Source organism: uncultured Sphingomonas sp. (genome assembly GCF_964243315.1).
Taxonomy (GTDB): Bacteria; Pseudomonadota; Alphaproteobacteria; order Sphingomonadales; family Sphingomonadaceae; genus Sphingomonas.
In genome coordinates this window covers 48355-69913 of record NZ_CAXTEM010000006.1, presented here as the reverse complement: position 1 = coordinate 69913, position 21559 = coordinate 48355, and the positions used below count along the sequence as shown (strand labels likewise).

17 protein-coding genes are annotated in these 21559 nt (G+C 68.3%); 11 read left to right on the top strand and 6 right to left on the bottom strand.

Features of this window, described 5'->3' with window-relative positions; genetic code table 11:
* Positions 1 to 79 precede the first annotated feature (79 nt).
* The gene (locus ACFE77_RS03515; protein ID WP_375420239.1) at positions 80 to 856 is read right to left on the bottom strand and encodes a thioesterase family protein; all 777 of its coding nucleotides are present in this window, start codon (positions 854 to 856) and stop codon (positions 80 to 82) included.
* Positions 853 to 2382: a class I adenylate-forming enzyme family protein gene (locus ACFE77_RS03510; protein WP_375420238.1), complete on the bottom strand. Its 1530-nt coding sequence runs from the start codon at positions 2380 to 2382 to the stop codon at positions 853 to 855. The genes ACFE77_RS03515 and ACFE77_RS03510 overlap by 4 nt, the downstream gene beginning before the upstream one ends.
* A 78-nt stretch (positions 2383 to 2460) precedes the next feature.
* Between ACFE77_RS03510 and ACFE77_RS03505 the strand changes: the two genes are divergently transcribed.
* The 3 genes from ACFE77_RS03505 (at position 2461) to ACFE77_RS03495 (ending at position 5695) form a co-directional block, all read left to right on the top strand.
* A complete protein-coding gene (locus ACFE77_RS03505) occupies positions 2461 to 3075 on the top strand; it encodes a glutathione S-transferase family protein (RefSeq protein ID WP_375420237.1) in 615 nt (204 codons plus the stop codon).
* Positions 3072 to 3857, top strand: a complete 786-nt coding sequence (locus ACFE77_RS03500; protein WP_375420236.1) for an SDR family NAD(P)-dependent oxidoreductase — start codon at positions 3072 to 3074, stop codon at positions 3855 to 3857. Before ACFE77_RS03505 ends, ACFE77_RS03500 begins: the two co-directional genes overlap by 4 nt.
* Before the next feature lie 86 nt (positions 3858 to 3943).
* Positions 3944 to 5695, top strand: coding sequence for a methyl-accepting chemotaxis protein (locus tag ACFE77_RS03495; RefSeq protein ID WP_375420235.1), 1752 nt, complete (start codon positions 3944 to 3946; stop codon positions 5693 to 5695).
* Between the two features lie 174 nt (positions 5696 to 5869).
* Here the strand turns inward: ACFE77_RS03495 and ACFE77_RS03490 are convergent, their stop codons facing one another.
* Positions 5870 to 7078, bottom strand: a complete 1209-nt coding sequence (locus tag ACFE77_RS03490) for an MFS transporter (protein ID WP_375420234.1) — start codon at positions 7076 to 7078, stop codon at positions 5870 to 5872.
* Between the two features lie 199 nt (positions 7079 to 7277).
* On the opposite strand from ACFE77_RS03490, the gene ACFE77_RS03485 reads away from it, so the two are divergent.
* The 5 genes from ACFE77_RS03485 (at position 7278) to ACFE77_RS03465 (ending at position 15441) form a co-directional block, all read left to right on the top strand.
* The gene (locus tag ACFE77_RS03485; protein ID WP_375420233.1) at positions 7278 to 8495 is read left to right on the top strand and encodes an acyl-CoA dehydrogenase family protein; all 1218 of its coding nucleotides are present in this window, start codon (positions 7278 to 7280) and stop codon (positions 8493 to 8495) included.
* Between the two features lie 77 nt (positions 8496 to 8572).
* On the top strand, positions 8573 to 9640 hold the full coding sequence (locus ACFE77_RS03480) for an acyl-CoA dehydrogenase family protein (RefSeq protein ID WP_375420232.1): 1068 nt from the start codon (positions 8573 to 8575) through the stop codon (positions 9638 to 9640).
* Positions 9641 to 9948: 308 nt separating this feature from the next.
* On the top strand, positions 9949 to 10659 hold the full coding sequence (locus ACFE77_RS03475) for an HAD family hydrolase (RefSeq protein WP_375420231.1): 711 nt from the start codon (positions 9949 to 9951) through the stop codon (positions 10657 to 10659).
* Between the two features lie 187 nt (positions 10660 to 10846).
* Complete coding sequence (locus ACFE77_RS03470; RefSeq protein ID WP_375420230.1) at positions 10847 to 14029, top strand: TonB-dependent receptor domain-containing protein; 3183 nt, start codon at positions 10847 to 10849, stop codon at positions 14027 to 14029.
* A 110-nt stretch (positions 14030 to 14139) separates the two neighbouring features.
* Positions 14140 to 15441 (top strand): spinster family MFS transporter, encoded by a 1302-nt coding sequence (locus ACFE77_RS03465; RefSeq protein ID WP_375420229.1) that lies wholly within the window; start codon positions 14140 to 14142, stop codon positions 15439 to 15441.
* Between the two features lie 39 nt (positions 15442 to 15480).
* Here ACFE77_RS03465 and ACFE77_RS03460 read toward each other — a convergent pair whose 3' ends face one another.
* Complete coding sequence (locus tag ACFE77_RS03460; protein WP_375420228.1) at positions 15481 to 16455, bottom strand: SPOR domain-containing protein; 975 nt, start codon at positions 16453 to 16455, stop codon at positions 15481 to 15483.
* Between the two features lie 114 nt (positions 16456 to 16569).
* Here ACFE77_RS03460 and ACFE77_RS03455 point away from each other — a divergent pair, with 114 nt between their 5' ends.
* Genes ACFE77_RS03455 through ACFE77_RS03445 form a run of 3 tightly spaced genes read left to right on the top strand, consistent with a single transcriptional unit; the run spans position 16570 to position 19211 of the window.
* The gene (locus ACFE77_RS03455) at positions 16570 to 17289 is read left to right on the top strand and encodes an AAA family ATPase (protein ID WP_375420227.1); all 720 of its coding nucleotides are present in this window, start codon (positions 16570 to 16572) and stop codon (positions 17287 to 17289) included.
* Positions 17290 to 17300: 11 nt separating this feature from the next.
* The gene (locus ACFE77_RS03450) at positions 17301 to 17855 is read left to right on the top strand and encodes a hypothetical protein (protein WP_375420226.1); all 555 of its coding nucleotides are present in this window, start codon (positions 17301 to 17303) and stop codon (positions 17853 to 17855) included.
* A 15-nt stretch (positions 17856 to 17870) separates the two neighbouring features.
* Positions 17871 to 19211, top strand: coding sequence for a tetratricopeptide repeat protein (locus ACFE77_RS03445; RefSeq protein WP_375420225.1), 1341 nt, complete (start codon positions 17871 to 17873; stop codon positions 19209 to 19211).
* Here ACFE77_RS03445 and ACFE77_RS03440 read toward each other — a convergent pair.
* Positions 19204 to 20430 (bottom strand): dihydroorotase family protein, encoded by a 1227-nt coding sequence (locus tag ACFE77_RS03440; RefSeq protein ID WP_375420283.1) that lies wholly within the window; start codon positions 20428 to 20430, stop codon positions 19204 to 19206. The genes ACFE77_RS03445 and ACFE77_RS03440 overlap by 8 nt on opposite strands.
* A complete protein-coding gene (locus tag ACFE77_RS03435; RefSeq protein WP_375420224.1) occupies positions 20421 to 21404 on the bottom strand; it encodes an aspartate carbamoyltransferase catalytic subunit in 984 nt (327 codons plus the stop codon). The genes ACFE77_RS03440 and ACFE77_RS03435 overlap by 10 nt, the downstream gene beginning before the upstream one ends.
* Positions 21405 to 21559 lie beyond the last annotated feature (155 nt).

Sequence of the window (21559 nt, the reverse complement as noted above, 5' to 3'; positions counted from 1 at the left end):
CCGATTTCGGATTCCAAGCGACACATTGTAATCACGATGAAATTTGCGACGGACCGAGGCTGCCCCAATCGTGCGGTCGTCAGGCGAAGATCGCGACGCTCTGCATCTGATCGGCGATCGGCGTGCCGTCGCTGTTCCAGATCGCCATGGTCTGGCTGGAGCTGCCGTCCTTGGCATGATCCGACGAGGCGCGGAGCAGCCACCAGCCATTCTCCGTCCTCGGCTTCGCGCCGAGCAGGTTGAGCTGCCAGGTCATCGAGCTGACCGGTGCGGGTCCGCCGATGAGCTTCAGCGCGGCGGGGGGTAGGCAATCGGCGATGCAGATCAGCTCGACCGTCGGATCGACGCCGTCGCGATCGGCGAGCCGCACCCAGCGCAACCATTCGGTGGGCCCGAGCGTGCCGTCGCGCAGATCGAGCATCTCGAAATTCTGCGTGAAGGAGACCGCGGCGAGGCCGTTGAAGACCTTGTCCTCCGGCGTCGGCATTGGGAAGTCGGGCGCGGTGCCGACCCGGTGATCGACCTTCGATTCGACGGGACCCATGAACACGAAGGTCGCACGCAGGCCGAGCCCGGCCTCGCTCTCGACATCGACCTGGATGAAGGCGGCGTTGCGGCCGCGCCGCAGCCGGGTCGCGCGGATCGTGATCTCGCCGGACAGCGGCCCGATGAACGCGACCAGCGCGGACCGGAGCGGTGGCAGATCGACGTCCGAGTGTTGCGCGACGTGGAGCGCGAGTGCTGCGGAAAGGCCGCCATAGCTGGTGCGCCCCTGTAGCCACGCGTCGGGAATGGTGCCGCGCCAGCCGCCGTCGACCGGCTGGAGCGAATCGATGATCGCCTTCAATGTCGTCATGCCGTCCCCGTCAGCCGATCGCGCAATTCGCGCTTGAGCACCTTGCCGATCGCGCTGCGCGGCAGTTCGTCCGCGCGGTGGAGCGCGGACAGACGCTGGGTCTTGCCGACCTGCGCGTTGAGCCAGGCGAGAATCGCGTCGCTATCGTCCGCTGCATCGGCGCGCGGGACGTAGAAGCCGACCGGAGTCTCGCCCCAGGCTTCCGACGGCGCGCCCACCACGGTGCAGTCCGCGACGGAGGGATGCTGCGCCAGGATAGCCTCGAGATCGGACGGGTAGATGTTGTAGCCGCCCGAGATGATCATGTCCTTCTTGCGATCCATGAGGATCAGGAAGCCGTCGTCGTCGAAGCGCCCGACATCGCCGTGGCGGATGTAGCGGTTGCCGTCGGCATCGAACCATTCGGCGTCGCGGGTCGCGGCGTCGCGGCCGAAATAGCCCGTCATCATCGTCGGCGACCGGCCGACGACCTCGCCCATCGCGCCCGGAGGCACCTCGACGCCGTCCTCGTCGATCAGCCTGATCTCGTGCCCCGGCAGCGGGCGGCCGACGGTGTGGAGCTTGTCGGGGAATTCATTGGCGTTGAGGCCGGTGGAGGCGCCGCCTTCGGTCATGCCGTAATATTCGATCAGCAGCCCGGGCCAGCGCTTCACGACGTCGACCTTCAGCGCGGCCGAGAAGGGCGCGCTGGTGCTCGTCTTCAGCCTGAAGCTGGACAGATCGAAGCGGTCGAAATCGGAGAGCGCCATGATGCGCTGGTATTGGACGGGGACGAGCATCGTATGGGTGGCGCGGTGACGCTCGGCGAGTTCGAGGAAACGGCGGGCGTCGAACTTGCGCATCACCACCGCGGTGCCGCCCCAGCCGAGCGTCGGCAGGAAGCTGACCAGCGTGGTGTTCGAATAGAGCGGCGTCGCGAGCATCGTCACCGCGCGATCGAACCCTGCCGCGGCGTTGCGCGCGATATGTGCCCAGCGCATCGCATGGCTCTGGACGATGCCCTTGGGCGTGCCGGTGGTGCCGGACGAATAGATGATGTTGAAGCCGTCGGCGGGGGAAACGACGACGGGCAGGGGTCTTGCGCCGACGGGTGCGAGCCACGCCGCGAACGCCGTGCCGAACCGTACCGCACGAGCGGGCAGTTGCTCGCCCGCGAGTGCGGCGGCGTTATCGTCGTCGAGGAAGACGATCGGGGCGCGACAGTCGGCGATCATCGCGACGATCGATGCGGGGGTGGCGGACGGCGCGATCGGGGCGGCGACGCAGCCGGCGCGGAGGGCACCGAGGAAGACGCAGGCATAGTCGACCGACGGTGCGGCGACGATCGCGATCGCGGTGCCGGGCGCGATGCCGTCACGCTGCAGGGCGGCGGCGACGCGGTCCATCAGCGTGTCGAGCATCGCATAGTCGATCGCGCCGTCATCGTCGGCCACCGCGATCCGGTCGCCCCGTTCGCGAGCATGCGCCGAGATCAGGACGGGCAGCGTCGCGAAGTCGGATGCGAGCAGGTCGGCGGTCTTATCCATCCCGCCACCGCTAGGCGAACCGCCCCGCGAATGCCATACGCGATCTTCGAAAACACAAAACGCAGGAGAGACGCCGCCATGCTGTTCTACGATAGCGCCAACCCAGCGCCCAATCCGCGGCGGGTGCGGATCTTCCTGGCGGAGAAGGGACTGCGGGTGCCGATGGCGCACGTCTCGATCCGCGAGGGCGAGCACAAGTCGCCCGACTATCTGGCGGTCAATCCGCTCGGGCAGACGCCGGCGCTGGCGCTCGACGACACCAGCGTGCTGACCGAGAGCATCGCGATCTGCCGCTATTTCGAAGCGCTGCATCCGGAGCCGCCGCTGTTCGGCCGCGATCCGCGCAACATCGCTGAGATCGACATGTGGACCCGCCGCGTGGAGCTGCGGCTGATGATGCCGCTAGGCCTGGTATGGGCGCATACCCATCCGTTCACCGCGCGGGTGGTGAAGCCGCAATACAAGGAATTCGGTGAGAGCCAGCGCCCGCGGGTGACCGCGGCGATGGTCGAATTCGACCACGCGCTGGCCAAGCACGACTGGCTCGATGGCGAGCGCTATACGATCGCCGATATCGTGTTGCTGACCACGATCGACTTCGCGGCGTTCGTCGGCATCCCGATCCCGGATGAGCTGACCGCGCTGCGCGGCTGGCATGACCGCGCCACCGGGCGCCCGAGTGCGCAGGCATGAGGGGCGCGGTCGCGATCGTCACCGGCGGCGGCACGGGCATCGGCGCCGCAGTGGTGCGGCGGCTTGCCGCCAGGGGCGTGCGCTGCGCGATCAACTATGCGCACAGCCGCGACGAGGCGGAGGCGCTGGCGGCGGAACTCGGCGAGGGCGCGATCGCGGTGCAAGCCGACATCGTCGAGGATGCGGCGTGCCGGACGCTCGCGGGGGCGGCGCTGGACGCGTTCGGCCGGATCGACTTTCTGGTCAACAATGCGGGTCGCACCAAATACGCCAACCACGAGGATCTCGACGCGCTGGACGCGGAGGACTTCATCGACATCTACCGGCTCAACACCGTGGCGCCGTTCCAGATGATCCGCGCCTGCGCGCCGGCGCTGCGCGAGAGCGGGATGGGTGCGGTGGTCAACGTCGCATCGGTCGCGGGTGTATTCGGGATCGGATCGTCGGTTGCCTATGCCGCGTCCAAGGGCGCTTTGGTAACGATGACCAAGAGCCTGGCGCGGGTGCTGGCGCCCGCGATACGGGTCAACGCGGTGGCGCCGGGCTATGTCGGCACCGGCTGGTTCGAGAAGCGGCTCGGCACGGAGGCGTTCGGGCGGCTGAACGAGCGCATTGCGGCGGCGACGCCGATGGCGATGGCGGCGGGGCCGGAGGATATCGCCGGACCCATCGAAATGTTGCTCGATCCGATGAGCCGGGTGATCACCGGCGAGACGCTGCTGCTCGACGCCGGCGCGCATCTCGACATCGGGCTGTCGCGGCGGCCGGGCAAGGAAAGCTGACCGGCTGCACGGGGCGCGGGGCGGCGCGTCTATAATGTCTCGTTCGGCGATCAACGTGCCGGCGAGGTAGGGGACGGTGCAAGGCCATGACGCTTCGGGTTCTCGTCAGGATCAGCGCGGCATCGCTGATCGCGCTGCTGTGCGCAGGGGCGATGCTGGCATCGTGGCGGATCGACCGGATCCGCGTCGGGGGCCCGATCCAGGTCAAGCTGCAACAGGCATCGGACCTGATCGCCGACATCCTGCCGCCGCCCGCTTATGTGATCGAACCCTATCTGGAGGCGACGCTGCTGGTGCGCGATCCGTCATCCTATGCCGAGCATGCGGGAAGGCTGGCGCGGTTGCGCAAGGATTATGATGCCCGGCAGGTCTATTGGCGGGCATCGGATCTCGACCCGGCACTGAAGACTGCGATCACCACGCGTACCGATGCCCCGGCGCGGCTGTTCTGGCGTGAACTGGACGACACGCTGCTGCCCTCGGTGCGCCGTGGGGACGCGGCGGCGGCGGCGGCGAGCTATCGACGGCTGAGCGCCGCCTATGCCGCGCATCGCCGGATGATCGACGAGACGGTGACGGCCGCAGCGGCTTACCAGACGAAACTGAATGCGGATGCGAAGAGCGAGCTTCGGCTCGGGATCGCGGTGCTGATCGCGCTGGCATCGGCGATCGTGTCGATGGCGATCGGCGCGGCGTTGTATCTGGTCCGGCGGGTGGTGGTGCCGCTCGGCGAGGTCGCGACGGCGACGACCGACCTCGCGGCCGGCGGCGACTGCGCGGTGCCGCACCTGGCGCGGGTGGACGAGCTCGGCACGCTGGCGGTCGCGGTCGAGCGGTTCCGCGTCGCGGCCGAGACGCGCCGCGCGGACGATGCGCGGAGTACCGCGGACCAGCAGGCGGTGTCGGACCTGCTCGCGGTGGCCCTACGTGCGATGGCGGCGGGCGATCTCACCGGGCGGGGCGGGCGCACGTTTCCGCCGAGCTATGCCGCGATCGGCGCGAATCTGGACATGACGGTGACGACACTGCGCGAGATGATCGAGGCGGTGATCGACGGCACCGGACAGATCGGCACCGCGTCGAGCGAGATCGCGGCGGCGTCGGACGATCTCGCGGCGCGATCCAAGCGCAACGCGGCCGATCTGGAGGAGACCGCGGCGGCGCTGGGGGACATCGACGCGCGGCTGAAGGCGACGACGCAGGTCTCGACCGATACCGCAGACCGCGCCGACCGGACGATCGCGACGGTCGATCAGGGTCGCGCGAGTGCCCGCGGGGCGGTCGACGCGATGGTCCGGGTGGCGGGCAGCGCGCGCGGGATCGACGAGGTGATCGGCGGGCTCGACAAGATCGCGTTCCAGACCCGCGTGCTGGCGATGAATGCCGCGATCGAGGCGGGGCGCGAGGGCGAGGCGGGGCGCGGCTTCGCGATCGTCGCCGATCTGGTCGGGGCGCTCGCGATCCGCGCGGAGGCCGAGGCGCGACAGGCACGCGAGCGGCTGACGGTCACGCAGGTCGATATCGAGGCGGCGGTGGGCGCGGTGTCCGAGGTCGACGGCGCGCTGGTGACGATCGCGGCCGCGATCGGCGAAGTGCACGCGATGCTCGGCACGATTGCGCGCGACAACCGCGCGCAATCGGTTGCGTTCACCGATGTCGCGACCACGGTGGCGGGGATGGACCGATCGACCCGCCAGAACGCGGCGATGGTCGAGCAGACCTCCGCGGCGGCGCGGACGCTGGCGAGCGAGGTCGGTTCGCTGGTGGCGAAGGCAGCGGCGTTCGACACCGGGCGGCGGGAGGTTGCGCCTGTGGTCCGGAGGTTGGAAGCGGCTTAGGTCGGCGTTGAAGAAGGATGTTCGCGCGGAGACGCGGAGGACGCGGAGGTGGTGCGTTCGCCGCCTGTGGCGGCATCTTCACCTCACAGGCGGCAGCAAGGTCGGCGGTAGCGATGAAGGATCAAGCTACCGCAAGCGAAACGCCTCCGCGTCCTCCGCGTCTCTGCGCGACAATCAACTTCTGGCTGGCGCACGGTTCAGGACGAAGGTCACGATGATGACCAGCGCGGCCGTAGCGAGCAGTCCGGCGAGCAGGAACGACGCGCCGGGGAAACCGCGCGCGGTGCCTGCCGCGAGTGCCTGGGTGAGGACCAGCGGGCCGATGATCGAGGCGACGCTCGACATGCTCGAGATGCCGCCTTGCAACGCGCCCTGGCGATCCGCGTCGACCATGTGCGACAGCAGCGCGTTCATCGCGGGGAAGACGAAACCCTGGAACGCGCCAGCGACGAACAGCGCATAGACCATCCAGCCTTGCGTGACGAAGGCGAGCGCCGTGAACGCGACCGCGCCCGATATGAGGCCGATCACCACCGTCACGCGCTCCCCGAAGCGCGCGATCGCGCGGCCGGTGAGCGCGATCTGCACCACCGCCATGCACATGCCGGTGAACGCCAGCGACCAGCCGATCGCCCGCGCGTCCCAGCCGAGCTGGATCGTCGCCCAGAACGACCAAGTCGACGGGTAGACCATGTGCGCGAGCTGCCACAGGAACCACGCGCCGAGCAGCGCTGCGGCGTTGCCTGCGGCGAACAGGGGGCGGAACGCACCGACGATGTTCGCGGCGCGCCAGTCGAACGCGCGGCGGTTCTCGGGGGCGAGGGTCTCCGGAAGAGCGATCATCATCGTCAGCGCGTTAATCGCGGCGAGCACGCCCGCGGCCACGAACGGCGCGCGCGGGCCGAGCCCGGCGAGTAGCCCGCCGATCGCGGGGCCGATGATGAAGCCCATCCCGAACGCCGCGCCGATCAGGCCGAAGGTGGCGCCGCGCTTTTCGGGTGGGGTGACGTCGCTGAGCACCGCCATAGCGGGCGCGTATACCGCCCCTGCGACGCCCGCGATCGCGCGCCCGGCGAACAGCCAGGCGAGCGTCGGAGCGAGCGCCATCAGGCCGTAATCGATCGCGAAGGCGAGCATCGACGCGATCAGCACGCGGCGCCGGCCAAAGCGATCGCCGAGGCTGCCCATGATCGGCCCCGCCACGAACTGCGTCGCGGAGAACAGCACGAGCATATAGCCCGCGAGCCGGGCGCCCTGTTCCAGATCGACATGGCCCAATTCGGTGATCAGCCGCGGCAGCACCGGGATGACGATGCCGAACCCGATCGTGTCGATGAGCACCGCCGCCAGTACGATCGGAATGGCATTGTGGTGGAAGCGCATCGGTGGAGTCCCCCCGCATGCGGGCTACCGCGTGCGTGGACTGGGTCATTGGCGAAATGCGGGCCGGAGGGAAGGGGGGCACCCATTCCTTCTCCGCTGAAACGAACGAGCGCTATCAGCATTGCCTTTGCATCCGGGCGCGATCCGTGCGACAGACCGGCCATACCCGATCTTCAGATTGACGTTCAGGAGAGACCGCATGGCGACCGCCGCCGAACTCGACGCCCCGACCTCGCCACTGGATGCGTTTCGTACCGAGGTGCGCGAATGGCTCGCCGCGAACTTCCCGGCCGCGCTCGCGCACAAGGACAATGCGATGTCCGCGATCGACGGGCCGTCGGAGAACAGCGCCGACGAAGCCGCCTGGCAGAAGGCGATGGGCGAGAAGGGTTGGGGCGTCCCGACCTGGCCCAAGCAATATGGCGGCGGCGGGCTCGAACGCGATCAGGTTCGCGTGCTTCAGGAGGAGATGGCGCGGATCGGCGCGTGGAACCCGATCGGCGGCATGGGCGTGATGATGTTCGGCCCGACAATGCTGGAATACGGCACCGAGGCGCAGAAGCAGGAACATATCCCCAAGATCGCGCGGGGCGAAGTGCGCTGGTGCCAGGGCTATTCGGAACCGGGTGCCGGATCGGATCTGGCGTCGCTGCAGATGTTCGCGGAGGACAAGGGCGACCATTATCTGGTCAACGGCCAGAAGACCTGGACCTCGGGTGGGCAGTGGGCGGACAAGTGCTTCGCGCTGGTGCGCACTGACAAGACGCAGAAGCATGCCGGGATCAGCTTCCTGTTGATCGACATGGATGCCGAGGGCGTCGAGGTGAAGCCGATCCGCCTGATCTCGGGCGCCTCGCCATTTTGCGAGACGTTCTTCACCAACGTGAAGGTGCCGAAGGAAAATCTGGTCGGCCAGGAAGGGCAAGGCTGGACGATCGGCACGCGGCTGCTCCAGCATGAGCGATCGAGCCTGTCGGGCGGCGGCGGCAGCGCCGGTCGGATGATGGCGGGCAAGCCGGTCAGCGCGCTCGCCAAGGAATATCGCGGTGAGGTCGACGGCAAGATCGCCGACAGCGACCTGCGGATGCGGATCGTGCGGCACGAGATGGATACCCGAGCCTTCATGCTGACGCTGCGCCGTGCCGCGCTCGACGCCAAGTCGAACCAGGGGCCGTCGGCGGCGACGTCGATCATGAAGAATGTCGGTGCGCGGATCACCCAGGACAAGGCCGAACTCGGCGTCGAGATCATGGGCATGAACGGCGTCGGCTGGGAAGGCGAAGGCTTCAGCGAGGCCGAGCTGGCGCAGACCCGCACCTGGCTGTGGGGCAAGGCGGTGTCGATCTATGGCGGATCGACCGAGATCCAGAACAACGTGATCGCCAAGCGCATCCTCGGGATGCTGGATCACCAATAAGGTTGGAGAGCGGGGCGAGGCGGGAGGCCGGCAGGACCGGACCTCCCGCCATCCTTGGCTAACGAGGGAATGAACGAATGGCCGTCCTGAACGACGAACAGACGATGCTGCGCGACATGGCGCGCGAATGGGCCGACAATGAGTCGCCCGTCACCGCGTTTCGCAAGCTCCGCAATGCCGCGACGCCCGGGGGCTTCGATCCCGCGGCGTGGACCGAGATTGGGCAGATGGGCTGGGGCGGTATCGTCGTGCCGGAGGAGCATGGCGGATCGGCGTTCGGTTATCTGTCGCTGGGGCTGGTGATCGAGCAGCTTGGCCGCAATCTCGCAGCGACGCCGCTGGCCTCGACCGGGCCCGCGGCGACCGCGATCGCGATGGGATCGTCGGATGCGGCCAAGAACGACTGGCTGGCGAAGATCGCGTCGGGCGACGTGGTCGCGACGCTGGCGGTGGATGAGGGGCCGATCCACGATCTCGGCAAGATCGCAACGACGGTCGAAGGCGGATTGCTGACGGGCACCAAGGCGTTCGTCGCTGAGGGCGACACCGCGGCGCTGTTCGTGGTGGCGGCAGTCGATGGACTTTACCTCGTCGCGGGCGACGAAGGCGTGACGCGGGCGACGCGCAAGATGGCGGATTCGCGCAGCCATGCGCAGATCGTGTTTTCGGGCGCGCCGGCGGAAAAGCTCGGCGGGCCCGAGCTGACTCGCGCGGTAGTGGATCGCGCCGCGGCGCTGCTATGTGCCGAGATGCTGGGGATGGCCGAACAGGCGTTCGCGGTGACCAACGACTACCTCAAGACGCGGGTGCAGTTCGGGCAGCCGCTGTCGACCTTCCAGGCGCTGCAGCACCGTATGGCCAAGATGTTCACCGAGCTGGAGCTGATGCGATCGGTTGTAGAGGCGGCGCTGGAGGCGATCGACGCTGGGCGATCGGACGTCGACCAGGCGGTGAGCCTGGCCAAGGCGGTCGGCGGCGAGACGCTGAAGCTGGTCAGCCGCGAGATGGTGCAGCTGCACGGCGGCATCGGCATGACCGACGAGCACGACGCGGGGCTGTACATGAAGCGCGCCGCGGTGATCGAGCCGATGTGGGGCAACGCGGCGTACCACCGCGAGCGGTTCGCGCAGCTCAACGGGTATTGATGGGGAGGCGGGGTCGGCCGGAGTCGTGCAGGCCCTCTCGAGCTTCGTCGGCAAAGCTGAAGCGCGAACATACATTTATTTCCCACCCCGGCGGAGGCCGGGGCCCAGGTAGACAGGCGGCTGTGACGACGGACGGTCCGTAGTTACTATCGTCACCGAACTGGGCCCCGGCCTCCGCCGGGGTGGCGGAGATGGAGGTGGTGGTGCCGCGCATTACTGCTGCAGCTATCGACAGGCGCTGCCGCTCCGGGTCTCGGGGTGGGAAAGTGTGGGTGACGACCGCGCCGGCACTTTGGTAGACCTGCGTCATGCCTATCCGCCTGATCTGCCTCGATGCCGACGATACGCTTTGGCACAACATGCGTCACTTCGAAGCCGCCGAGGCGGCGTTCGCGGCGATTCTGCGGCCGTTCGCCGACGTGGCGGCGACGCGGGCGACGCTGGAGGCGTGCGAGGCGCGCAATCTGAAGCTGTACGGCTATGGCGCGAAGGGCTTCACGCTATCGATGATCGAGACCGCGGTGGAACTCGGCGGCGCGGCGTTGCCGGCGGCGGCGATCGGCGAGATCCTCGCGGCGGGGCGGCAATTGCTGGCGCACCCGGTCGAGCTGCTCGATGGCATCGAGGCGACGCTCGACGCGCTTGCTGCGCGTGGGCGGCTGGTGCTGGTCACCAAGGGCGACCTGCTTCACCAGGAGGCGAAGCTCGCCGCGTCGGGGTTGGGCGACCGGTTCGCCGGGGTCGAGATCGTCAGCGACAAGACCGCGGACACCTTCGCGCGGCTGTTCTCGCGGTACGGCGTGGCGCCCGATGAAGCGCTGATGGCCGGCGATTCGATGCGATCGGACGTGCTGCCCGCGCTGGCGGCAGGGGCGTGGGCCGCGTTCGTTCCGCAGCCGCTCGCATGGGGGCATGAGCATGCGGCGCCACCGGGCGGGCATCCGCGCTTCCGCGAACTCGTCGGGCTGGCCGATCTGCCCGCGTGGATCGACCTGATCTCGAGCGGGAGCTTGTCGTAAACGGCGCATTATCGAAGACTTGGTCTGTTGCATCATGATTAGTCGGTATTGCTGACATGCTCGCCCATGAGGCAAATACCGTAGCGAAACGCAACGTTTGTTTCGCTTGACGACTGCTTCCGCCCTCTATCTATTCGAGGATGCGGTACGGAACCATCAAGCGTTCCGGCCGGCGGGAGAGGACATCATGATCAAGCGGCATTATTTGGCGGCCTGTGCGCTGTCGACTTTGGCGATCGCACTCGCGAGCCCGGTACAGGCACAGGTCGGCGGCGCCGCCACGCCTGCACAGGCGGAACTGCCGGCCGATGCGCAGAACATCGCCACCGCGGAAGCACCGACCGCGGTCGATGCGGGACCGGACATCGTCATCACGGGGTCGCTGATCAGGGGATCGACCGAGGACGCTGCGGCGCCGGTCGACGTCATCTCTGGCGACGAACTCGCCAAACAGGGCGCGCCATCGGCGGTCGACCTGCTGAAGAACCTGCCGACCTCGAACGGTGTGACCGGCGACGCCAACCAGTTCGACAGTCGGGCGCAGGGCAACGAGGGCATCGCATCGGTCAACCTTCGCGGGCTTGGACCGCAGCGGACGCTGGTGCTGCTCAACGGCAAGCGGCTGGTGCCGGTCGGCGGCGGCATCCCGATCGTCGACATCAACCTCATCCCGCAGGGCGCGATCGGCCGGGTCGAGGTGCTGAAGGACGGCGCCGCCGCGACCTATGGCTCGGACGCGATCGCGGGCGTGGTCAACTTCATCACGCGGACCGACCAGCAGGGTTTCCTCGCCTCGGGCGACTATCGCTACATCGATGGATCCAAGGGCGATTACGGCGGCGCGGTAAGCTACGGCCATAGCGGCAACGGATTCCGGATGCTGGCGTCGATCGGCTACCAGCACCGGTCGGAGCTGCGGACCACCGACCGCGACTTCACCATCCAGCCCTACGCGGCCAATCCGCAAGGCGGTTGGACCGGCGGCGGCAATCCCGGAAATTTCGATTTCAACGCGACCCAGCCCTACAACGATCCTTCGGGGCGGCTGTTCACCGGCTTCGGCGCGACCGGCGTACCGAACGGGGTGAACTTCATCCGCGATCTCGGCTGCGAAAACCTCGGCGGCTTCCGCAGCACGCCCGGTTCGTTCGCGCCGACGCCGACCACCATCGGCGTGCTCAACCAGGCGACCGACCGCTGCTTCAACAATTACGGCCAATTCGGCAATCTGGTCGAGCCGGAAGACCGGTTGCAAGCCTATGTCGAGGCGGCGGTCGACCTGACCGATACCGTCCGCTTCACCGCCAGTGCGCTGTATGGCACGACGTCGACGCGGATCACGACGTCGCCGACCTACCTGCCGACCCTGCCGCCGTCCGCGAACGCGGCGAGTGGCGGTTCCGGGTTCTTCCAGATCCCGACCTATGCGCCGGCGCTGCGCGATTATTGCAACTTCTACGGCGCGCAATCGGGGTGTCTTGCGCCCGCTGGCGTGCCGCTCGCCCCGGCGCTGGCGTTCCCGGTACTGTTCCGGCCGGCGCTGCTCGGCGGCAATCCGCTGCTGCTCGATCGCAAGGGTAACGACCGCGGTTCGGCCTATACCAAGCGCCAGTCGGACCAGATCCGCTTCACCGCCGACCTGTCGTGGGAGGTAACGTCGGATCTCAACCTGACCACCAGCGGAACCTATTCGCAATATTATCGCGAGGGCGAAGGGACCGACACGTTCGGCGACCTGTTGCAGAATGCGCTCGCGGGGTTCGGCGGACCGAACTGCGCTTACGCCAGCACGGCATCGCGGGTGGGGCTGACGGCGCCGCAGCTGGCCGCGCTCGCGGGTACGGGCGGTTGCACCTTCTTCAACCCCTTCTCCACCGCGTCGGCCAGCAATCCGGTGACCGGGCAGATGAACGCCAATTATGCCGGCGCGCGCGGCACCAATGGACTGAGCGTGACCCCGGGCGCGGGCCTGATCAACGACGCGGCGACCTTCGACAATTTCTTCCGCACGACGCGCACGACCTACAACACCCAATTGTTCGTCGGCGACGTGGTGCTCAGCGGCAAGACCGGGATCCGGCTGCCGGGCGGCGATGTCGCCTTCGCGGTCGGCGGCCAATATCGTCGCAACAAGTACAAGGTGAACTACAACAACGACAGCAACCTGGCGGTGAACCCGTGCCCCGGCACGCCGTTGAACCCCAACGCGACCTGCAACCCGCAGACCGGCGCGCTCGGCTTCCTCGGCACCAACCGCAACAACGAGGTGTCCGGCGACGTGAAGGCGCTGTTCGCCGAGTTGCAGCTGCCGATCATCGAAGCGATCAACCTGCAGCTCTCTGCCCGCTACGAGGATTATGGCGAGGATGTCGGATCGACCTTCAACCCGCAGGCAAGGCTTCGCTTCCAGGTCACGCCGTGGCTGGCCTTGCGGGGCGGTGCGGGTACGACGTTCCGTGGCCCACCGGCACAGCAGCTCGAGGGTAACCTGACCGCGTTGCAGATCATCGGAACCTCGTTCCGCGCGGTCGACATCAGCGGCAACGCCAATCTGCAGCCGGAAAAGGCGCAGACCTATAGCGGTGGCGTCATCGTCCAGGTCGGCGGCCTGAACGCGAGCCTCGACTATTTCAAATATGATCTCGACGGGCCGATCGAGGGCGAGCCGATCCAGGGCATCGTCACCGCGCTGTTCGGCGCATCGGGCGCGGCGAACTGCGCCAATCCGGCCTATGCGGCGCTGGCATCGCGCTTCACCTTCAACGGCGGGATCTGCAACGTCGCCAACGTGCAGCGGCTGCGGACCAACGTGATCAACTCGGCGGACGTCAGCACGTCCGGGCTCGACCTTCAGGCGAGCTACCGCGGCGAGATCGGCAACGGCGCGGTCACGGTCGGGGTGAACGGCACCTATGTGATCGACTACAAGACCAAGGACATCACGGTCGAAGGCATCGTCGTCCAGCCCGCGTTCGACGGCGTCGGGCTGCTCAATTACCAGACCACCGCCTATCCGCTGCCGCAGGTGAAGGGCAATTGGTACGTCCAGGGCGACCTGGGTCTGACCAGCCTGCGCATCCAGTTCAACTATCTGGACGGCTATACCGATCAGCGCGGCGCGGCGATCTTCGGACCGAACCCCGGCGCGCTTGCCGGTGCGTCGGTGACGCGCGGCAAGGAGATCGGTGCGTACAAGACGATGGATGCGACGCTGCGGGTCGGCCTGCGGACCGGCACGACGCTCGCCCTCTCGGCGCTGAACGTCTTCGATCGCGACCCGCCGTTCGCGCGGCTCGACCAGAACTACGACCCGTTCACGGCATCGCCACTGGGCTTCACCGCAAAGCTGGCGATCACCCAGAAGTTCTAAAGCCATGACGTTCGGCAATGATTTGCAACGAACGGAATAGTTGACCCGGTCTGGCCCCGCTGCGAGTGTCTGCGCAGCGGGGCCTTTGTTTTCGTAAAGCGAGTATGGCGATGACTGGAATTGCGAGCCACCCGGAAATCGCCGCGACGCTGGCGCTGAAGCGGCGCGGGATCACGCTGACGCTGCTGACCACCGCCTATTTCTTCAGCTACATGGACCGCCAGATCCTGGCGATCCTCCAGGAGCTGATCCGCAAGGACCTGCTGCTCAGCGACACCCAGCTGGGGCTGCTCGCCGGGTTCGCGTTCGCGATCTTCTACGCCACGCTCGGCATCCCGGTCGCGCGGCTGGCCGACCGCGGCAATCGCGTCAACATCATCGCGATCGCGCTGGCCCTATGGAGCCTGATGACCGCGGTGTGCGGGCTGGCGCAGAACTTCGCGCAGCTGCTGGCGGCGCGGATCGGGGTTGGGGTCGGCGAGGCGGGATCGAGCCCGCCCAGCCATTCAATCATCGCCGATCTCTACCCGCCCGAAAAGCGCGCGGGGGCGATGGGCATCTATTCGCTCGGCGTGGTGCTGGGCACCGCGTTCGGGACGATGATCGGCGGCACCGTCGCGCATCTCTATGGCTGGCGGGTGGCGATGTTCACGGTCGGGCTACCGGGCATCGCGCTGGCGATCCTGGTCAAGCTGTTCGTGGTCGAGCCGCCGCGGGGGATGTCGGACGCACAGATCGTCGCGGAAGGACAGGACAAGGGCGTGATCCCGCCGCTCGGCGACGGGTTCCGCACGATGCTGGCGAGCGGGCCGGCGTTCAACCTGGTGATGGGCGTGACGATCACGTCGCTGATCGGCTATGGCCATGCTGCGTTCGGGCCGAGCTTCCTGCAAAGATCGGTCGGGCTGTCGATGATCGACGTCGCCCGCTACGTCGCGCCGGTCGGGGCGGTGTGCGGCACGATCTCCGCGGTCGGGGGCGGATGGCTCGCGAACAAGGTCGCGGCGCGGTACGGCTTGCATGCCCAGGCGTGGCTGGTGCTGGCACTCAAGTGCATCGGGCTGCCGCTGTCGTTCCTGTTCTACGCATCGAGCAACCCCTATGTCGCGGTGCCACTCTACTGGGTGTCGCTATTGTTCGTCAGCAGCTACCTCGGGCCGAGCTTCGCGCTGATCCAGGGTCTGGCGCCGTTGCGGATGCGCGCGTTGTGGGCGGCGGTGACGCTGCTGGTGATCAACCTCGTCGGGCTCGGCCTCGGGCCGACCGCGATCGGGGTGATCAGCGACCTGCTGCGGCCGGCGTTCGGCGAGGATTCACTACGCTATGCGATGCTGACCTTCGCGGCGGCGACGCCGTGGGCCTTGTGGCATTATTGGCGGGCGGGTGTGTTGCTGAAGCGAGCCGGGGCTTAAGGATCGAGCGATCGGCCAGCGTCAGCGGAGGCGAGTGCATCAGGGCGCGACGACGACGCAGCTGGTGCCTGCCGCCGAACAGGCGCGCTGGGCGTCCGCCTTGCCCGCATAACCGGCCGCTTGGAGACGGGTGACGGCGCCGGCCTTCACATAGGTCGGCTGTGCGCTGCCGAGTTTGGCGCGGACCTGCTTCCACATGGTTTCGGCATTAGCGCGGTCGTGGAAGGCGCCGAGCTGGATCCGCCAGGCGCCTTGCGGGGTGGGCTTCGGGGTTGCCCTTGCGAGCTTTGCCGGCGCGGGGGTGACCGACGGCTTGGCGGCGGCGACCCTTACTGGCTTAGGCATGAGCGTCGCCGTCGGGTCCGGTGCGATTGCCGAGGAGCCGGCGAGGAGGCGGACGCCCTTCTCCCGGTCGCCAGCGGAGATGTACTGGTCCATCTGCGCCAGGGTCTCGGAGGCGGACTTCAGGCCCTTTTGCGAGGCGAGCGTCATCAGCGAATACGCGCGGGGCACGTCACGGGCGATGCCGTCGCCGTTGAACAGCATCGTGCCGAGGACGAGTTCGCTGCGCGCCTCGCCGCGGGCGACCGACTTCGCCAGCCACGGCACCGCGTCGCTCTTGCGGCCGGCGGTGTAGAGCGCGAGGCCGTAATTGTCCTCGGCCTGCTGGTGGCCCTGCTTGGCCGCCTTCAGGAACCATTCCTGCGCTGCGGCGCCATCCAGCGGTACGCCGCGGCCGAGCTTGTACGCCTGACCGAGGTTGAACTGCGCGTCGGGATCGCCGGCGAGCGCGGACGGGCGCCATTTGGCTACTGCGGCGGCATAGTCGCCGCTGGCCCACGCATCGACGCCGAGCTTTACCTCGCCAGCGCTTACCGTCTGCGCCGCGGCCGGCGCGACGGTGACCACAGTCATTGCCGTCGCCAGCATCGCGCCAAGCCCGATCATGTTCGTCCGTCGCATCGTCCCGACCCCCGCCAACCCCACGCGCATCATGACGCGAACCGTGCTCATGGCAAAGGCTCGCTTCACCATCTGTCGCCGCGACCTATGACCAATCGGCGTTAACGGCTTCTTAGCGCCCCGCATGGCAATCCTCCCGTCGGTTAGCGGGAGTTCAGAGGTCCTATGCGCGTTCTCGCGATGGCATCGCAAAAAGGTGGTTCGGGCAAGACGACCTTGTCGGGGCACCTCGCGGTGCAGGCACAAATGGCCGGTCACGGCCCCGTGGTTCTCATCGACATCGATCCGCAAGGGTCGCTGGCGGATTGGTGGAACGAGCGCACCGCCGAATATCCGGCTTTCGCCCAGACCACGGTGGCACGGCTCGCCGCGGATCTGGAGGTTCTGCGTCAGCAGGGCTTCAAGCTGGCGATGATCGATACGCCGCCCGCGATCACGATGGCGATCCAGAGCGTTATCAACGTCGCCGAATTGGTCGTCGTTCCGACCCGGCCGAGCCCGCACGACCTGCGCGCCGTCGGTGCCACGGTCGACCTGTGCGACCGCGCGGGCAAGCCGCTGATCTTCGTAGTCAACGCCGCGACGCCAAAGGCGCGGATCACCAGCGACGCCGCGGTGGCGTTGTCGCAGCACGGCACGGTCGCGCCGATCACGCTTCACCAGCGCACCGATTTTGCGGCGTCGATGATCGATGGCCGTACGGTCATGGAGTGCGATCCCAAGGGCAAGTCGGCGGCGGAGGTCGCGGCGTTGTGGTCGTACATCGCCGATCGGCTCGAGAAGAACTTCCGCCGCACCGTGTTCTCGGTGCCGAGCGCGAACGGAGGAGCGGGCTTCGGCCAGCGCAGCGCATCCGGCGGCTTCGGTCGCCGGGTCGTCGGTTGAAGGGCGGCACGATGTTGGGGAGTGCCAAGATCGGCTCACTTTCGTCCAGCCTGCTCGCCCGCAAGGGCCAGGCGCGGCCGGCAATGCGCAGCCAAGGTTATGCGGGGTTCAGCGGCGTCGGGCAGGGGCTCGACGATCTCGGCTGGAACGACATGGGGGCAGGCGACGCGGCGTCGCTGGCGGTGACGCCGGTCGAGGTCGCGCCCGCACCGGCGCCGGTGGTCCGGATCGAGCCGATCGAAACCGAGCAGCCGGTGGAAGCGCCGGTGCCGCAGGTTCTGGTCGAGCGCGAGGCGCTGGAAGATTTCATCACCGCGCCGGTTGCGGTGAAATCGGTGTCTGTCGCGACCGCGACACGGTTTCGGCGCGAGACCGCACGGTCGGGGAAGGCAGCCTTCACGCTGCGGCTCGATGCCGAGCGCCATCTGCGGCTGCGGCTGGCGAGTGCGGTGACCAACCGATCGTCGCAGCAGCTCGTCACCGAAGCGCTGGACGCGCTGTTGAAGTCGGTCACCGAGGTTGAGGCGCTGGTCGCGCAGCTCCCCGCGGCGAGCCGCAAGCGGTAACAAGGGAATAGCTCGATGAAGATCCGGTTGGTTCTGACGCTCGGCCTGTCGGCGTTGGTGTTCGGCGGCACGATGGTCGGCTGCACTGCGGGCGGCGGCAAGGGTGTCGCTTCCGCCAGCGATCGCGATGCCGGGATCGTCGCGAAAGCGGCGGCGGACAATGCCCGCAAGGCCGAGAAGGCGCTGGCACGCCGCGACGGCAAGGCGGCGATCGGCTTCGCGGAAGCGGCGGTCGAGTTGGCGCCGCGTGAGGCGGGGTATCGCATGCTGCTCGGGCAGAGCTATCTGCAGGGCGGTCGGTTCGCGTCCGCGCAGCAGATCTTCACCGACGTACTGACCTTGTCGCCGGGGAACGCCAAGGCGGCGCTCAACCTCGCGTTGACCAAGGTCGCGACGGGTGACTGGGCGGGCGCGCGGCGGACGCTGGATGCAAACGCGGCGGTGATTCCGGCGGCGGATCGCGGGCTGGCGATGGCACTGGCGGGTGATCCCGCGGGGGCGGTGGCGTTGCTGACGCAGATCGCGCGGACGCCGGATGCGGACGCGAAGGTGCGGCAGAATTTGGCGCTTAGCTTCGCATTGGCGGGGCAGTGGAACATGGCGCGGGTCGTTGCGGCGAGCGATATGTCGCCCGCCGATGTCGACCGGCGGATCGAGGAATGGGCGGCGTTCGCGCAGCCCCAGGCAGCATCGGACCAGATCGCCGCGCTGCTCGGCGTGAAGGCGTCAGCGGACGGCGGCATGCCGGTGGCGCTGGCGCTGAACGCGCCGGCGCCGGTCGTGCCGGCTCCCCTTGCTGCGGCGCCGGTACAGACCGCTGCGGTCGAGCCGATGATCGTTCAGGTGCCCGTCGCCCAGCCGGCGGCGATTGCTCAGCCACTGCCGATCGCGGTGCCGACGCCGGTCCCGGCGATGCTGGCGAAGGTCGCGTTCGCCGCGTCGAGCGAGGTCGTCCAGCCGTTGCCGGTGACGTTGATCCGCGCCGAGCGAATCCCCGCCAAGGTCTTCTTCCGTGCCGCTCAGGCTCGTGCACAAGGCGAGCTGCAGGCGCGCGCCAAGGGCAATTGGTACGTCCAGATCGGCGCGTTCCAGAACGCCGGGGTGGCCAAGAACGGCTGGAGCCAGGCGACCCGCCGCTTCGCCGCGTTGCAGGGCCATGTGCCGACCGGGACCGCCTTCACCTCGAAGATCGGCGCGGTCTACCGCCTGTCGGTCGGTGGCTTCACGCGGGGCGACGCCGACGCGATGTGCCGCCGCTATCGTGACGCGGGCGGCGCCTGCTTCGTCCGTGCAGGAGCCGGCGACCAGACCGCGCAGTGGCTGCGCAAGCCCGCCACCCAGCTCGCGTCTAGCTGATCTCGCGACCGCCCTTCCAGAGCCGCAGCACCCGGCCCTGGACGGGAAGGCCGTCGAAGGGGGTGTTGCCCGCCGACGCGCGCATCATGCTGGTGTCGATCCGCCACGGTGCATCCGGATCGAACAACAGCAGGTCGGCGGGTTGGCCCGACACCAGCGTGCCGGTGTCCAGCCCGAGCACCCGTGCCGGATTGCGCGCGAGCAGCGCGAACAGGGCGGGCAGCGACAACAGCCCGTCGCGCACCAGCATCGCCGCGAGCGGGAGCAGCGTCTCCGCCCCCGACATCCCCGCCGACGAATCGGCGAAGGGCAGGCGCTTCTCCTCGGCGCTGCGCGGATCGTGGCCCGAGGCGATGACGTCGATCGTGCCGTCCGCCACCGCCGAGCGCGCCGCCTGACGATCGCTTTCGGCACGCAGCGGCGGCGAGAGATGCGCGAAGGTGCGGAAGTCGCTCATCGCGATGTCCGACAGATGGAGATGCGCAGGCGTGATGCCGCAGGTGACGCGCACGCCGCGGCGCTTGGCGGCGCGGACCAGATCGAAGCCCGCGGCAGTGGTTACCTGGCGGATATGGATCGCCGCGCCGGTATCTTCCGCTAGCATCAGGTCGCGCGCGATCGCGAGCGCCTCGGCGATGGCGGGGGCGGCGGGCAGGCCGAGCCGGGTCGCGGTCTCGCCCTCGGTCGCGACCGCGCCGGCGATCAGGCCGCCGTCTTCGGCATGAGTGACGACGACGATACCGAGGTCGTTGGCATAGGCGAGGACCCGGCGCATGACCCCCGAATCCGCGATCCAGCGGTTGCCGGTGCCGACCGCGCGCGCGCCGGCGGAGCGGCACACCGCCATCTCGGCGAGGTCGGTGCCCGCGAGACCGCGGGTCGCGGCCGAGATCGGATGGATCCACAGGTCGGGCTTGCCGATCAGCGCCGCGCGCTGGACAATGCCGGGATCGTCGAGCACCGGCGAGCCGTCGGGCACCAGCCCGACGCGGACGATGCCGCCGGCGCGACAGGCGGCGCGATCGATCGCGAACACGCCGAGATCGACGATCGCGGGGGCGAGCACCATGCCGCCGCCGTCGATGCGATCGGCGTCGGCGGGCAGGTCGATCACGCCCACCGCGGTGATCGTACCGTCGCGGACGAGGAGGTCGCCGCGCTTCTCGCCGCCGACCGGGCAGACCAGCCGGACGTTGAGGATCGCGAGCGTCACGCCCAGCCCGCCACGCCGCGCGCGCGCCGCGTTAATACGTCGAGGCAGGCCATGCGCACCGCGACGCCCATCTCGACCTGTTCGGTGATCGCGGATTGCGCGCCGTCGGCAACGCTCGAATCGATCTCCACCCCGCGGTTCATCGGGCCGGGGTGCATCACCAGCGCGCCCGGCAGCCGCGCGAGGCGATCGGGGGTGAGGCCGTAGCGCAGCCGGTATTCGCGGCTCGACGGAATGTAGCCGCCGGCCATGCGTTCGTTCTGGACCCTGAGCATCATCACCACGTCGGCGCCGACCAGCGCCGCATCGAAATCGGTGAAGGCGGCGACCCCCATCCGCTCGATCGCGGCGGGCATCAGCGTCGACGGCGCGCAGACCCGAACCTCGGCGGCGAGCGCGGTCAGCGCGAGGATGTTCGACCGTGCGACCCGGCTGTGGAGGACGTCGCCGCAGATCACCACGCGCTGCCCGGCGATGCTGCCGCGGCGGCGGCGGATCGTCAGCGCGTCGAGCAGGGCCTGGGTCGGATGTTCGTGGCGGCCGTCGCCGGCGTTGAGCACCGGGCAATCGACCTTGTCCGCGATCAGCCGTACCGCGCCCGACGACATGTGGCGAATGACGATCACGTCGGCGCGCATCGCGTTGAGCGTCTGCGCGGTGTCGATCAGCGTCTCGCCCTTCTTCACGCTCGACTGCGCGGCGTGCATGTTGACGACATCGGCGCCGAGCCGCTTTCCGGCGATCTCGAACGACAACAGCGTGCGGGTGCTGTTTTCGAAGAAGGCGTTGATCAGGGTCAGGCCGTCGAGCCGCTTGTCGGGCTTGGCATGGGTGCGGTTGGCGTCGACCCATAGCTCCGCCTCATCGAGCAGGAATGCGATCTCATGCGGCTGGAGGCCGTCGATCCCGGTGAGGTGCCGGTGCGGGAAGACGGCGCCGCCCTCGATCAGGGTGGCGGGGCGGTGATCCGATCGCGTCATCAAGAGCGCGGGGTAGCGCCGGGGCGGGGCGGGGGCAAGCGCAGGTTGAGCGGGGACGGTGCTTCGACTGCGTGGATTGGCTGCGAGGGCGGACGGACAGTCAAGCCATTCGGATGCTCGGTCAATTACCCGTGGGATAGGATAGGGTAGGAAGC